Source organism: Streptomyces sp. NPDC088732, assembly GCF_044751205.1.
Lineage (GTDB): Bacteria > Actinomycetota > Actinomycetes > Streptomycetales > Streptomycetaceae > Actinacidiphila.
Genome location: NZ_JBIVLI010000012.1, coordinates 225,225 through 239,390, shown reverse-complemented (window position 1 = coordinate 239,390; position 14,166 = coordinate 225,225). Strand labels below are relative to the sequence as shown.

The following is a 14,166-nucleotide window of genomic DNA, read 5'->3' as shown; positions in this document are numbered from 1 at the left end:
ACACACTTTCCGTTGGACCGTCCGGGGCGCCTGCCGCGGCGCGGAGATCAGGCCAGCCCCGCCGCTATGGCGCGGCGCACGGCGTCGGCCCGGTCCCGGATCCCCGCCTTGGCGAAGAGGTTGTTGATGTGCGTCTTGACCGTGGCCTCGCTGATGAACAGCTTCTCGGCGATGGCCCGGTTCGGCAGCCCCCGGCCGATGAGCGTGAGCACCTCGCGCTCACGCGGGGTGATGTCCGCGGGCAGCGGCCGCACCGGCTCCTGCGGACCGGGGCGCACCGTGGCGAGGAGCCGGTTCTGCACCTCGCGGTCGAGCACGGACTGGCCCGCGGCGGCCGCCACGATCGCGCGGAGGATGTCCTGCCGGCCCGCGTTCTTGGTCAGATAGCCCCGGGCCCCGGCGCTCAGCGCGGCCAGGATCGAGTCGTCGTCGGCGAACGTGGTCAGCACGACCACGGCCACGTCGGGGTGCTCCTCGCTCAGCCTGCGGGTCGCCTCGGTCCCGTCCATCACGGGCATGCGCAGGTCCATCAGCACCACGTCCACCGGCCCGTCCGCGACCGCGGCCAGCACCTCGGCCCCGTTCGCGGCGGCCGCGACGACGTCGATGTCCTCGGACAGCGCGAGCACGGCCGCGAGCGGCTCGCGGACGGCGGCCTGGTCGTCGGCGACGACCACCCGCAGCGGCGTCCGGTTCCCGGTCTGCTCATTCATCGGGGATCACTGCCTCCACCTGCCAGCCGCCCTCGTCCGGTCCCTCGGTGACCGGACCCGCGGTGATGGTCCCGCCCAGCAGGGCGACGCGTTCGCGCATCCCGATCAGTCCCATCCCGCTCCCGGCGCCCGTGGTCACGGTACGGGTCGCGGGGCGGTTGCGGATCGTCAGCGCCGTCGAGGACGGGGCGAACGCCAGCTCCACGCGGACCTCGCCGCCCGGGGCGTGCCGGGCGGCATTGGTCAAGGACTCCTGGGCGATCCGCAGCAGGTTCTGGGTCACCGGGGCCGGCACCTCGCGGACGGCGCCGGTGACGGCGAGCGCGTCGCGATGGCCGGACGACTCGACCATCGCGGACAGGCTCTCGACCAGCGGCAGGGCGTCCTCGCGCAGCGCGTGCACGGTCCACTGCGCCTGCTTCAGGCTGTCCTTGACCATGCCGTGCGCCTTGGTGGTGGCCTCGCGGACCTTGTCCAGGTCCCCGGTGTCGAGCAGCGCGTCGGCCAGTTCCAGCTGCATGTTGATCCCCGCGAGGGAGTGCGCCAGTACGTCGTGCACGTCCCGGGCGATCCTGCTGCGCTCGGTCAGCACGGCCGTCTGCGCCTCGGCCCGGGCGACGCGTTCGGCGGACTCTGCCGCCGCGAGCGCGGCCCGCACGGCCTCGTGGTGGCTGCGGTTGAGTATCCCCGCCAGCACCGGGGCGCCCGCGGCGAGCCCGAGGGCCCACGGCAGTACGTCATGGCCCTGCCCCAGGCGGTAGTACAGGACGCCGCCGCACAGCACGCTGCACAGCAGCGCGAGGCCCAGCGCCCACCTGGTCTCCAGCCGGTACCCGAGGTGACCGCTGATGAAGAAGGCGAAGAGGTAGGTCGTCCCGCTGTCGCCGGCGCCGAGCAGCGCGGCCGCCGCGACGATGCCGAGTGCGAACCAGACCAGGGCGGCCCGCTGGGGCACCTTCGCCTCGGGCAGGGTCCGGATCAGCAGCGCCGCGCAGTTGACCAGGAAGAGCAGGAGCACCACCAGGCCCTGGCCGCCGAGGCCCATCGGCCGGATGGTCAGCGCCCCCGCGACGACGACGGCGGCCGGGATGATCCACTGCACCCGCAGGTCCCGCCCCGGAACCTTCCGCGGGCCGTCCCCCGGGGACGGGGCCGGCCCGGGCGAGGGGGGCGTGGCGGCGGGCATGGCCCGACCATAGCCCACCGGTGTTCCGGACAAGGTCACGGTCACACCACGTGGTCGAGGGCGGGCGCGGCGGACGCGGTCCGCCGGGTGCGGACCACCATCCGGCTCCGGACGAAGATCGTGGCCAGCCGTGTCACCACCTCGGTGAGGGCCATGAGGACGAAGGCCGCGACCCAGGCCTGGCTGCTGGTGATGTGGTGGGCCACGCTGAACCGGCCGACGTCGTCCGCGCCGCCGCCGTGCTCCACCCACATCTGGAAACCCATCCGCGCGCCCATGCCGAGCACCCACAGGACCGCCGAGACCGCACCGGCCTTGATCAGGATGTGCTCGCCGGAGGCCCGGACCCGGGTGTAGACCCCGCCGGCGACCCCCAGCACGGCACCGACGCCGATCAGGGTGCCGATCAGGACCAGGTCGTTGCCGGCGGTGGGGACCGTGTCGAGATACGTGCGGGCCACGAAGGCCACGATCCCGAGCGGGAGGAGGAACGTCAGGGGGCGCAGGCGGTCTTCCCGCAGCTGCCGGAAGACGACGAGGATGAGGGCGATGTCCGTGATCCACTCGGTTGCTGTCATGCCCTCCAGCGTGCCGACGCGGGGCCCGCGGCACCTGGACCCAGGGGTGGAACCGGGGGTGGAGATCGGCTAGGGCTCCCCCTCCACCGCACGGCGGATCGCCGCCGCGAAGGGCCCCGGGTACTCCACGGGCGCGAAGTGCCCCACCCCGTCGACGAGTTCGAGGGTCACGTCGGTGAAGAACTCCGCCAGCCGGTCGGACCACGCACGGGGGAAGAGCGGATCGAACTCGGGCCAGAGCACCGCGGTCGGCACGGTGATCCGCTCCTCCGCCGCCGGTGCCGTCTCCGCGAGCGCGTTCGCCACCGCGCCGGCGCCCGCCCGGTACCAGGCGAGGGACGCGGTGAAGGAGCCCGGCGGGCCGTAGGAGCCGACCAGGCGGAGCAGCCGCCCCTCGTCGGGGGTGAAGGACGGCCCGGACCAGTGCGTCCAGAAGTGCCGCAGGTACGTGCGCACCGCCACCGGGTCCCCGTCGATCAGCTCCTCGGAGAGCGGGAGCCGGTGGAACCACTGGTACCAGAACTCCCGCTGTGCGCCCGGGTCGAGCATGCGCCGCCCGATGCCCGGCAGCGGCGGGGCGACGACGAGCGCGCGCACCTCGTCCGGATGGTCGCGCGCCACGGTCTGCGCGACGCGGCTGCCGATGTCGTAGCCGGCCAGCACCGGCCGCTGCAGGCCGAGTTCGCGGACCAGCCCGAGGACGCTGCGCGCCTGGGCGGCGGAGTCGTACTGCTCGGCGGGCTCGGCGGCGTGCTTGTCCGAGCCGCCGAAACCGCGCAGGTCGGGGACGACCACGTCGCAGAATCCCGCCAGCAGGGGGATCAGATCGCGGTAGTCGCCGCGGTCGCCCGGCCACCCGTGGAGCAGCACGACCGGCGCGCCCGCACCCCAGCGGTCGTAGGCGAGCCGGAATCCGTCCACCGGTGCGCTGTGGGGCATGCGAGACCTCCCGAACCGAGTCGATCACCGGGTGCCACGCTACCGCCCGGCGCATTACCTCCGGTAAATCTGCACACCGCACACGCCGACGACATATCGCGCCCGACCGGCCGTCCGGTCTACCCTCCGCCGCGCGGCCTTTGATCCGGAGTGCCCGGTTCCGCCGGGGCCGGTCCATCACTTCCGCGTGAAGAACCTGGCACCAAGCCGTGGGAATTCGGGACCCGACGTGAAGTCGACAATCCGAACCACATTCGAACACGCGCACCGGCAATTGGCTGGGCCACGCGACCCCGTGCTTGGATCCTCAGCGGTGGCGGGAGGTCCTCCCTGATTCGCCACTCGATATCTGTCAGCACGAAGGGAAGCACCATCATGAACTTCACCCCGCAGGTCGAGACCCGCGAGATTTCCGACGCCGACCTCGACAACGTCTCCGGTGGCCTGGTGGGCGGCCTGGTCAGCAACGTGACCGGCACCGTCGACTCCATCGCCCCGGTCTCGGGCACCGTCGCCGGCGTCGTCGGCACGGTCGAGGGCCTCACCGGCCTGAACACCGGCGCGGTCACCGGCCTGGCCACCGGCCTCGTCGCCGGTCTCTGAGACGGCACCGCAACCGTGGGCCCCGGCAACCTCCCTTCCGGGGCCCACGGGCGTGCCCGCGGGCTGTACGCACAGGGCCCCGGCGACCGACAACGAATAATACGGCCGAGGGAAGAGTCCAGTGCAGTTCCGACAAAAAGCCCTCACCAAGCTGCAATCGCCCGAGGAGCTCGATCTCCCGGTGCGTTTCGCAAAACCGCGGGGCGTCCTCGTGATGTCCGTCGCGATTGTCGCGACGGCCGCCGCCGCATTCTGGGCGGTCACCGGTTCCGTCGCATCCACAATGGACGCCCCGGGAATTCTCACACACGGCCAGGGCAGTTATGTGCTGCAAAGCCCGGTGGCCGGACAGGTCACCCGGGTGTTCGCCGAGGAAGGCGGGCGACTGCCCGCCGACGCGCCCCTGCTCAAAGTGCGCACCCCGGACGGCGACGTCCTGATCCGCACCGTGGACGCGGGCCGGGTGACCGCGCTGGCGGCCACCATCGGCACGGTCGTCACCGTCGGTACGGACGTGGCGGCCGTGGAGCGCGTCGCCCACACCGGCGACCCGCTGACCGCCACCTTGTACGTGCCCGCGGGCAGCGCCTCCACCGTGCCGGTCGGCGCCGCCGTCGACCTGACCGTCGAATCGGTCTCCCAGCAGCGCTACGGCGTGCTGCGCGGCCATGTGCAGGCCGTGGGGCGGACCGTGCAGACGGCCCGGCAGATCACCGCCTACCTCGGGGACGGCCAGCTCGCACAGGCCTTCGCCCGCGCCGGGCGCCCCGTCGCGGTCCAGGTGCGGCTGGACACCTCGCGCCGCACCGCGTCCGGCTACGCGTGGTCGTCCTCCGACGGGCCGCCGTACGCCCTCGACTCCATGACCCTGGCCGACGGCGCCGTGCACCTCGCCGCCCAGCGCCCGCTCGATTGGCTGCTCCCGTGACCGCGACCGCTCCCCCGCCCCAGGTCGGCCACCGGCGGGGCGACACCCGCCCCCGGCCCAAGTCCCGCAAACCGCGCCGCTACCCGTCGGTGCGCACCCCCACCGTGCTCCAGATGGAGGCGGTGGAGTGCGGCGCCGCCTCCCTGGCCATGGTGCTGGGCCACTACGGCCGCCACGTGGCGCTGGAGGAACTGCGGATCGCCTGCGGTGTCTCCCGCGACGGCTCCCGGGCCAGCAACCTGCTCAAGGCGGCCCGCGGATACGGGCTGCGCGCCAAGGGCATGCAGATGGAGACGGCCGCGCTGACCGGCGTGCGCGCCCCGGCCATCCTGTTCTGGGAGTTCAACCACTACGTCGTCTACGACGGCACGGGCCGCCGCCTCGGCCGGCGCGGCGTGCACGTCAACGACCCCGACAAGGGCCGCCGTTTCGTGCCGCTGGAGGACTTCGACACCAGCTTCACCGGTGTCGTCCTCACCTTCGAACCCGGTCTGGACTTCCAGCGCGGCGGCCGCAGACCCGGTGTGCTCGCCGCACTGCCCACCCGCCTGCGCGGCACCGGCGGCACCCTGCTGACGGCCCTGCTGGCCAGCCTGCTGCTGGTCGGGGTCGGCGCGGCGCTGCCCGCGCTCAGCCGCACGTACATCGATCTGTTCCTGATCGGGCAGCAGACCTCGCTGCTCGGTGTGCTGTTCGCGGGGATGGCCGCCATGGTGGCGCTCACCGCCGCCCTCACCGCGGTGCAGCAGTCCAACCTGCTGCGCGGCCGCGTCATCTCCTCGACGCTGGGCAGCGCCCGCTTCCTGCGCCACCTGCTCCGGCTGCCGGTCGCCTTCTTCACCCAGCGCAGCCCCGCCGACCTGGTGCAGCGCCTGCAGTCCAACGACGCCGTCGCCGAGACCCTGGCCCGCGACCTGGCCTCCGCGGCGGTGGACGGGATCGTGGTCGTCCTCTACGCCCTGCTGCTGTGGAGCTACGACCCGCAACTGACCGTCCTGGGCGTGGGGATCGCGCTGCTCAACGTCGTCGCCATGCGGGTCGTGGTCCGGCTGCGGGCGACCCGGACGCAGAAGCTGCGGGCCGACAACGCCCGGCTGACCAACACCGCCTACACCGGCCTCCAGTCGATCGAGACCATGAAGGCCACCGGCGGCGAGAACGGCTACTTCCGCCGCTGGGCGGGCCAGCACGCGGTCACCCTGGAGGAGCAGCAGCGGCTGGGGGTGCCGAGCGCCTGGCTGTCGGTGGTCGCGCCCACGCTCGCCACGCTCAACAGCGCGCTCATCCTCTGGATCGGCGGCCTGCGGGCGGTGGAGGGCCACATCTCCATCGGCCTGCTCGTCGCCTTCCAGGCGCTGGTCACCCGCTTCACCGCGCCCGTGACCCGGCTGAACGGTGTCGCGGGACGCATCCAGGACTTCGCGGCGGACGTCGCCCGGCTCAAGGACGTGGAGAACTTCCCCGTGGACGCGCTCTATTCGCGGCCCGAGGCCGAGGCCGGCACCCGCCGGCTCAAGGGCCACGTGACGCTGGAGGAGATCACGTTCGGCTACAGCCCGCTCGACAAGCCGCTGCTGACGGGGTTCTCGCTCTCGGTCGCCCCCGGGCAGCAGGTGGCGCTGGTCGGCGGCTCCGGCAGCGGCAAGTCGACGGTCTCGCGCCTCGTCTCGGGTCTGTACAGCCCCTGGAAGGGCGCGATCCGCATCGACGGACAGCGCCTGGAGGACATCCCGCGCAGTGTGCTCGCCGCCTCCGTCTCCTTCGTCGACCAGGACGTCTTCCTCTTCGAGGGAACGGTGCGCGACAACGTGGCGCTGTGGGACCCGTCCATCCCCGACGAGGACGTGGTGACCGCCCTGCGCGACGCCGCCCTGTACGACGACGTGATCGCCCGCCGTCCCGGCGGCATCCACAGCCGTGTCGAGCAGGACGGCCGCAACTTCTCCGGCGGGCAGCGGCAGCGGCTGGAGATCGCGCGGGCGCTGGTGCGCCGCCCCAGCATCCTGGTGCTGGACGAGGTGACCAGCGCCCTGGACGCCACGACCGAGCAGCTCATCATCGACAACCTGCGGCGGCGCGGCTGCGCCTGCGTGGTGATCGCGCACCGGCTCAGCACCGTGCGCGACAGCGACGAGATCGTGGTGCTCGACCACGGCTCCGTCGTGGAGCGCGGGCGGCACGAGGACCTCGTCGCCGCAGGCGGGGCCTACGCCCACCTGGTCAAGGAGCACTGACGTGATCCCCGTACAACCCGCCGACGCTGCCGACGCCGCCGGCACCACCGGCGACCCGGTGATCGCGGCCCTCGGCGGCCTCGGCACGCCGGTGGACTGCGCGGGACTGCGCAGCCTGCCCCTGGAGGGGCCGCACGTCCTGTGGCTGGTCGTGGCGGGCTCCCTCGACCTGTTCGCCGTCGACGCGGCCCAGCAGGGGCACTGGCACTTCCTCGGCCGGCTGGAGGCGGGCACCCTGCTGCTGGGACCCGTCGAGGGCCCGCAGCACACGCTCGTCGGGCGCCCGCTGCCGTCCTGCGTCCTGCGCCGCGTCCCGCTGCGCGAACTGCACCGCCCCGGGTACGACGGCGCCTGGGCGTACGACACCCAGGAGCAGGCGCTGAGCCTGCTGGAGCAGGCGTTCGCGCTCGGTGTGGGGCGCAGCCAGCGCGTGCTGTACGAGGCCCCCCTGGACGGCCGCACCTCGGCGGACGAGGCCGTGGCGGACGACGACATCCTCTGGCTCCCCGTCGCCCCCGGCAGCGTCCAGTACGGAGCGGCCTACAGCACCGAGGCGGCGGGCGACCTGCTGCTCGACGCCGCGATGTGGCAGGGCATGGTCAACCAGCAGTACCGGCTGCTGTCCACGCTCGACCGCTGGATCGAGCGGCTGGAGCAGGCCCACGAGGACCGCACCGCCGCGGGCATCCGGGCCGGCGAGGCCGTCCGCGAGCAGGCCGACCAGGCGCTCCTCGCGTCCATCGCCCGCTCCCGCAAGGCGCCGTCCCGTGCCTCGGCGGCCTCGGACGACACGACCTGGGCCGTCTGCCGGGTGGTCGCCCGCGCCGCGGGGATCACGCTCGTGTCCCCGTCCGCGAGCGGAACGGCCGGGGACCGGGTCGGCCGGGTCGGCCGGGTCGACGTGGTCGACCGCGTCGACCCGGTCGAGCGCATCGCGGTCGGGTCGCGGATCCGCACCCGCCCCGTGCGGCTCGACGGCCGGTGGTGGCGGGAGAACGCCGGCCCGCTGGTCGGGCACCGGGCAGCGTCGGGGACGCCGGTCGCGCTGCTGTGGCGGCGGGGCGGCTACGACGCGGTCAACCCCGCCAGCGGCAGCCGCATCCGCGTCACGGCCGGCAACGCCGCGGAGTTCGCCCCGCAGGCGGTGATGTTCTACCGGCCGCTGCCCGAACACCCCCTGCGCCCCTGGCGGTTGCTGCGTTTCAGCCTGCGCGGAACCGGCTCCGACCTGCGCGCCCTGATCCTCAGCGGGCTGATCACCGTGCTGCTCGGCGCGCTGGTGCCGATCGCCACCGGGCAGGTGCTCGGCCGGTACGTGCCCGGCGCGGAGACCGGGCTGATCGTGCAGGTCTCGTGCGCGATCATCGTCAGCAGCGTGGTGTCGGCGGCCTTCATGCTGCTGCAGAACCTCACGCTGCTGCGGGTGGAGGGCCGCATCGAGGCCACCTTGCAGCCCGCGGTCTGGGACCGGCTGCTGCGGCTGCCGACGTCCTTCTTCTCGGAGCGCTCGACGGGTGAACTGGCGAGCGCCGCGATGGGCGTCAGCGCCATCCGCCGCGTCCTCGCCGGCGTCGGCCCGGTCGCCGTCCAGTCGGGCACCGTCGGCGCCATGAACATCGTCCTGCTGCTGGTGTTCAGCGTCCCGCTGGCGCTGGTCGCGATCGGCATGCTGATCGTGATCGCCGCCGTCTTCCTCGGCCTCGGGCTGTGGCAACTGCGGTGGCAGCGGCAGCTGGTCGAGCTGGGCAACAAGCTCAACAACCAGGCGTTCCAGACCCTGCGCGGGCTGCCGAAGCTGCGCGTCGCGGCCGCCGAGAGCTTCGCCTACGCGGCCTGGGCCCGCGAGTTCGCCCGCAGCCGGGACCTCCAGCAGCGCACCGGGCGGATCAGGAACCTCACGGGCGTGCTCAACGCGGTCTACCTCCCGCTGTGCTCGCTGCTGCTGTTCGTGCTGCTGGCGGGACCGGCCCGCGGCTCGCTGTCCGCGAGCGGCTTCCTCACCTTCAGCACCGCCGTGACGATGCTGCTCACCGCGGTCACCCAGCTCACCGGGGCGCTGGTCTCGGCCGCCGCCGCGCTGCCGATGTACGAGCACATCAAGCCGGTGCTCGACCAGCTCCCCGAGGTGCGGGGCGCCAGCACCCAGCCCGGCGAGCTGTCCGGGGCGATCGAGGCCCGGGGGCTCTCCTTTCGCTGGTCCGCGGACGGCCCCCTGGTCCTGGACGACGTGTCCTTGGAGGTGCGGCCCGGCGAGTTCGTGGCGATCGTGGGTCCCAGCGGCTGCGGCAAGTCCACCCTGCTGCGGCTGCTCATCGGCTTCGACCGGCCCGCGGCCGGCAGCGTGCTGTACGACGGCCAGGACCTCGCGGCCCTGGACCAGGCCGCGGTGCGCCGGCAGTGTGGCGTCGTCCTGCAGAACGCCCAGCCGCTCACCGGCTCCATCCTGGACTGCATCTGCGGCGCCGAGGCCTTCACACAGGAGGAGGCGTGGGAGGCGGCCGCGATGGCGGGCCTGGCGGAGGACATCAAACGGATGCCGATGGGGCTGCACACCATGATCTCCGGGGGCGCGACGGTCTCCGGAGGCCAGCGGCAGCGCCTCATGATCGCCCAGGCCCTCGTCCGCCGCCCGCGCATCCTCTTCTTCGACGAGGCCACCAGCGCGCTCGACAACGAGACGCAGCGGGTCGTCATCGAGAGCACCCGCGCCCTGCGCGCCAGCCGCGTCGTCATCGCGCACCGGCTCACCACGGTCATGGACGCGGACCGCGTCGTCGTCATGTCCGACGGCCGGGTCGTGGAGCAGGGACGCCCCGCCGACCTCCTCGCGGACCCCGGGGGCCGGCTCCGCGAACTCGTCCGCCGTCAAATGGCGTGATCACGCGGTCCGGGCCCCGCGGAACCCGGCCGGGCCACGTGGCCGATCCGGAACTCTGTGCGGAATCAGCCCTGCCCCGGAGTCGGTGGATCGTAGGCTGATGTCAGCGATTGTTCGCCATGTGTACGAATCCCGTGCCCCGGAGGGACCGTCCAATGAAGATGCTGATCAATGTCCCCGAGACCGTGGTGGCCGATGCGCTGCGGGGAGTCGCCGCCGCGCATCCGGAGTTGACGGTCGACATCGAGAACCGGGTGGTGGTCCGCAAGGACGCGCCGGTCGCCGGAAAGGTCGGTCTGGTGTCGGGGGGCGGGTCGGGGCACGAGCCGCTGCACGTGGGGTTCGTGGGGCGGGGGATGCTGGACGGGGCCTGTGCCGGGGAGGTCTTCACCTCACCGGTGCCCGACCAGATGGTGCGGGCGGCCGCGGCCGTCGACAGCGGCGCGGGCGTACTGTTCGTGGTGAAGAACTACACGGGTGACGTGCTGAACTTCGACATGGCCGCGGAACTGGCCGAGGACGAGGGCATCCAGGTCGCCAAAGTCCTGGTCAACGACGACGTGGCGGTCACCGACAGCCTCTACACGGCCGGACGCCGCGGCACCGGCGGCACGCTGTTCGTGGAGAAGATCGCCGGGGCGCTGGCCGAGGAGGGCGCGCCGCTGGAGCGCGTGCAGTCCGTCGCACGGCAGGTGAACGAGATGACGCGGAGCTTCGGGGTGGCGCTGACCGCGGTCAGCACGCCCGCCAAGGGCAGCCCCACGTTCGACCTGCCCGCCGGGGAGCTGGAACTCGGCATCGGCATCCACGGGGAACCCGGCCGGGAGCGGCGGGCGATGATGACCTCGGGGGAGATCGCGGAGTTCGCGGTCGACGCGATCCTGGACGACCTGCGCCCGAACGGGCCGGTGCTGCTCCTGGTCAACGGTATGGGCGCGACGCCGCTGCTGGAACTGTACGGATTCAACGCCGAGGTGCACCGGGTGCTGGCGGCCCGCCACGTCGCGGTGGCCCGCACGCTGGTCGGCAACTACGTCACGTCGCTGGACGCGGCGGGCGCCTCGGTGACGCTGTGCCAGGTGGACGACGAACTGCTGCGCCTGTGGGACGCGCCGGTGAGCACACCGGCGCTGTGCTGGGGCGCCTGAGAAGCAGGAGGAGCACGACAGATGAGCGAGGGACCGTCCGGGGCTGCGGCGATCGACACGGCTTTCATACGCCGCTGGCTCGTCTCAGCGGCCTCGGTGATCGAGCGGGAGGCCGACCGGCTCACCGAGCTCGACTCCCCCATCGGTGACGCCGACCACGGGGCCAACATGCGGCGCGGCTTCATCGCGGCGCGCACGGCCGTCGAGAAGGAGCCGCCGGACACCCCCGGCGGCGTCCTGGTGCTGGTCGGCCGGCAGCTGATCAGCACGGTCGGCGGCGCGTCGGGTCCGCTGTACGGCACCCTTCTGCGCAAGGCCGGCAAGGCGCTCGGGGACGCGGAGCACGTCACCCCCGAGCAGTTCGCCCAGGCGCTGCGCGACGGGGTCGACGCGGTCGCGACGCTGGGCGGGGCCGCGCCGGGCGACAAGACGATGGTGGACGCGCTGGCCCCGGCCGTGGAGGCGCTGTCCTTCGCGCTCGACAAGGGCGCGGGACTGGCGGAGGCCCTGTCGGCGGCCGCGATCGCCGCCGACGAGGGCGCGACCGCCACCACGCCTCTGGTGGCGCGCAAGGGGCGGGCGAGCTATCTGGGTGAGCGCAGCGCGGGTCACCAGGACCCGGGGGCGACCTCCTCGGCGCTGCTCCTCGGCGTCCTCGCGATGACGTCGCGGGAGGGCGCGGAATGACCGTGGGCGTGGTGCTGGTGTCGCACAGCGCGACGGTCGCGGAGTCGGTGGCTCACATGGCCGCCGGGCTGAACGGCGGCGGCGCGAAGGTGCCGGTGGCCGCCGCGGGCGGTACCCCCGACGGCGGGCTGGGCACCGACGCGGAGAAGATCGTCGCGGCGGCGCGCTCCGTCGACCGCGGCGAGGGTGTGGCGGTCATCGCCGACCTGGGGAGCGCCGTGCTGACGGTCAAGACCCTGCTGGCCGAGGAGGACGGTCTGCCGCCCCGCACCCGCCTGGCGGACGCGCCCTTCGTGGAGGGCGCGGTGGCCGCCGTGGTGACGGCGTCGGCCGGTGGGGATCTGGACGCCGTCGTGGCGGCGGCCCAGGAGGCGTACAGCTTCCGCAAGAGCTGATCCCCCGAGGTGCCCCGGGCACGGCGACGGCCGCCGCGATGGTCCGCGACGGCCGTCGGTGCTCCCTGCTCCCCTGTTCCCCTGTTCCCCTGTTCCCGCGGCTCCCGGCCGCGGCGGGGTCAGCCGCGCGCGGCGGCGCGTCCGTAGCGGCGCTCGAAGCGCTCGACGCGGCCGGCGGTGTCCATGACCCGGGCATTGCCGGTGTAGAACGGGTGGCTCGCCGCGGAGATCTCCACGTCGAACACGGGGTAGGTGTTGCCGTCCTCCCAGACGACGGTCTTGTCGCTGGTCAGCGTGGACCGGGTGAGGAAGGCGTGGTCCGCGCTGCGGTCGCGGAAGACGACCGGACGGTAGGCGGGGTGGATCGCGTGCTGCATGACGCTCCTCCAGTCAGGTGCGGTGGTGGGACGGACGGCGGTGGGGCTCTGCCGGGACGGCGCTGGGTCAGCGCTCCTCGCGGAACGGCACGTGGCGGCCGACGGCCGGGTCGTACTTGCTGAGGACCATGCGGTCCGGGTCGTTGCGCCGGTTCTTCCGGGTCACATAGGTGGTGCCGGTACCGGCGGTCGACCGGAGCCTGATCACCGGGCGCTGCTCGCTGCGGGCCATGAGCGGGTCCTTTCTGCCATCGCAATGGTTTTCATTTCCATCGGATGTCCCTCTCAACGCGGGGCACCCCCCGCTCATTCCCGCACTCCCCGCCCGCTGCGGCGAAGATGGAACCAGGCGCCGCCGGCACCCGTCGGCGGCGGTGACAGGAGGGCTGACACCCATGGCCCGCGGCCCCGGCACCCCGCGCCCCCGCCCCCGCCCTTTGCCGCTGCCCCGGTGGGCCTGGTGGTTCCTCTTCGCCTCGTACGCGCTCATCGCGGCCTGCGTCGCCGTCGACATCATCAGCGGTCCGGAGACGACCGTGTCACCGGTCCTGGCGGCACTGCCGGTGCTGGCCGGGGTCAAGTCCCGCCGGGCCCGCGTGCCGCTGCTGGCGGGCGTCGTGGCGATCGGCCTGGTCTTCCTCCTCGCCGTGGTCGACAGAGGGGTCCCCGCCCTGGTGCACGTCACCTCCGGGGTCGCCGTCCTGGCCGTGACCTTCACCATCACCGGGGCCGTCGTCCTCGTCACCGCCAGGGAACGCGAACTGGCGCAGGTCCGCGGCGTCGCCGAGGCCGCGCAGGGGGCGCTGCTGCGGCCCCCGCCGCCGCGGGTGGGCGGACTCCAGGTGGCCGTGCGCTACGTGGCGGCGGAGGCCGAGGCGCGGATCGGCGGGGATCTGTACGAGGTCGTGGAGACCGGGTTCGGTGTACGGGTCCTGCTCGGCGACGTGCGCGGCAAGGGCCTGGACGCCGTCAAGACCGCCGCCGACGTGCTGGGCGTCTTCCGCGACGCCGCCCGCGCGGAACCCGCCCTCGACGTGGTGGCGACCCGGCTGGACGGCGCGCTGGTGCGCCGCGGCGGAGCCGAGGAGTTCGTCACCGCCGTCCTGCTGACCGTACCCCCCGCCGGTGACACCGCCGTCCTGGTCAACTGCGGCCACCCTCCGCCGCTGCTGTGCCACGACGGCGGTGTGGCGGAGGTGGTACCGGAGGCGTACGCGGCGCCGCTCGGACTGCTGCCGCTCACCGGCGGCCGCTACCGTCCCCAGTCCGTGCCCTACCGCCCGGGCGACCTGCTGCTGCTCCACACCGATGGTGTGTCCGAGGCGCGCGACCGGCGCGGCCTCTTCTATCCGCTGGCCGAGCGGATCGCGGACATGCCCGCGCAGGACCCGCAGACGCTGCTCGACCGCGTCCTGATCGACCTCCACGCCTGGACGGGCGGCGGGCTCGGCGACGACGCGGCGCTGCTGGCCCTGCGGCGCCCGCGCTGACCGCGCCGGG

14 protein-coding genes are annotated in these 14,166 nt (G+C 73.4%); 8 read left to right on the top strand and 6 right to left on the bottom strand.

The window, feature by feature from the left end; translation table 11 throughout:
- Positions 1-47 precede the first annotated feature (47 nt).
- The 4 genes from ACIP9H_RS21925 to ACIP9H_RS21910 all read right to left on the bottom strand — a co-directional run bounded on the left by ACIP9H_RS21925 (position 48) and on the right by ACIP9H_RS21910 (position 3,416).
- On the bottom strand, positions 48-713 hold the full coding sequence (locus ACIP9H_RS21925; protein ID WP_401593785.1) for a response regulator: 666 nt from the start codon (positions 711-713) through the stop codon (positions 48-50).
- Positions 706-1,899, bottom strand: a complete 1,194-nt coding sequence (locus tag ACIP9H_RS21920; RefSeq protein ID WP_401960260.1) for a sensor histidine kinase — start codon at positions 1,897-1,899, stop codon at positions 706-708. The genes ACIP9H_RS21925 and ACIP9H_RS21920 overlap by 8 nt, the downstream gene beginning before the upstream one ends.
- A gap of 41 nt (positions 1,900-1,940) precedes the next feature.
- On the bottom strand, positions 1,941-2,477 hold the full coding sequence (locus ACIP9H_RS21915) for a hypothetical protein (RefSeq protein WP_401593791.1): 537 nt from the start codon (positions 2,475-2,477) through the stop codon (positions 1,941-1,943).
- A gap of 69 nt (positions 2,478-2,546) precedes the next feature.
- Positions 2,547-3,416 carry an alpha/beta fold hydrolase gene (locus ACIP9H_RS21910; RefSeq protein WP_401593794.1) on the bottom strand — a complete coding sequence of 290 codons (870 nt, stop codon included), beginning with the start codon at positions 3,414-3,416 and terminating at the stop codon, positions 2,547-2,549.
- A 375-nt stretch (positions 3,417-3,791) separates the two neighbouring features.
- Between ACIP9H_RS21910 and ACIP9H_RS21905 the strand changes: the two genes are divergently transcribed.
- The 7 genes from ACIP9H_RS21905 (at position 3,792) to dhaM (ending at position 12,289) form a co-directional block, all read left to right on the top strand.
- The gene (locus ACIP9H_RS21905) at positions 3,792-4,019 is read left to right on the top strand and encodes a type A2 lantipeptide (protein ID WP_360911726.1); all 228 of its coding nucleotides are present in this window, start codon (positions 3,792-3,794) and stop codon (positions 4,017-4,019) included.
- Positions 4,020-4,140: 121 nt separating this feature from the next.
- Positions 4,141-4,947 (top strand): HlyD family efflux transporter periplasmic adaptor subunit, encoded by an 807-nt coding sequence (locus ACIP9H_RS21900; protein ID WP_401593797.1) that lies wholly within the window; start codon positions 4,141-4,143, stop codon positions 4,945-4,947.
- A 113-nt stretch (positions 4,948-5,060) separates the two neighbouring features.
- The gene (locus tag ACIP9H_RS21895) at positions 5,061-7,181 is read left to right on the top strand and encodes an NHLP family bacteriocin export ABC transporter peptidase/permease/ATPase subunit (protein WP_401594026.1); all 2,121 of its coding nucleotides are present in this window, start codon (positions 5,061-5,063) and stop codon (positions 7,179-7,181) included.
- Between the two features lies 1 nt (position 7,182).
- The gene (locus tag ACIP9H_RS21890; protein WP_401593800.1) at positions 7,183-10,059 is read left to right on the top strand and encodes an NHLP bacteriocin export ABC transporter permease/ATPase subunit; all 2,877 of its coding nucleotides are present in this window, start codon (positions 7,183-7,185) and stop codon (positions 10,057-10,059) included.
- A gap of 155 nt (positions 10,060-10,214) precedes the next feature.
- Positions 10,215-11,207 carry a dihydroxyacetone kinase subunit DhaK gene (gene dhaK, locus ACIP9H_RS21885; RefSeq protein WP_401593803.1) on the top strand — a complete coding sequence of 331 codons (993 nt, stop codon included), beginning with the start codon at positions 10,215-10,217 and terminating at the stop codon, positions 11,205-11,207.
- A 21-nt stretch (positions 11,208-11,228) separates the two neighbouring features.
- Positions 11,229-11,894, top strand: coding sequence for a dihydroxyacetone kinase subunit DhaL (gene dhaL / locus ACIP9H_RS21880; RefSeq protein WP_401593806.1), 666 nt, complete (start codon positions 11,229-11,231; stop codon positions 11,892-11,894).
- The gene (dhaM, locus tag ACIP9H_RS21875; RefSeq protein ID WP_401593809.1) at positions 11,891-12,289 is read left to right on the top strand and encodes a dihydroxyacetone kinase phosphoryl donor subunit DhaM; all 399 of its coding nucleotides are present in this window, start codon (positions 11,891-11,893) and stop codon (positions 12,287-12,289) included. Before dhaL ends, dhaM begins: the two co-directional genes overlap by 4 nt.
- 119 nt (positions 12,290-12,408) lie before the next feature.
- Here dhaM and ACIP9H_RS21870 read toward each other — a convergent pair whose 3' ends face one another.
- Positions 12,409-12,666, bottom strand: a complete 258-nt coding sequence (locus ACIP9H_RS21870) for a type B 50S ribosomal protein L31 (RefSeq protein ID WP_401593812.1) — start codon at positions 12,664-12,666, stop codon at positions 12,409-12,411.
- Between the two features lie 67 nt (positions 12,667-12,733).
- Entirely contained in the window at positions 12,734-12,898 is a 165-nt protein-coding gene (gene rpmG, locus ACIP9H_RS21865; protein ID WP_319664230.1) for a 50S ribosomal protein L33, read from the bottom strand.
- Between the two features lie 163 nt (positions 12,899-13,061).
- On the opposite strand from rpmG, the gene ACIP9H_RS21860 reads away from it, so the two are divergent.
- Positions 13,062-14,156 carry a PP2C family protein-serine/threonine phosphatase gene (locus tag ACIP9H_RS21860; RefSeq protein ID WP_401593816.1) on the top strand — a complete coding sequence of 365 codons (1,095 nt, stop codon included), beginning with the start codon at positions 13,062-13,064 and terminating at the stop codon, positions 14,154-14,156.
- Positions 14,157-14,166 lie beyond the last annotated feature (10 nt).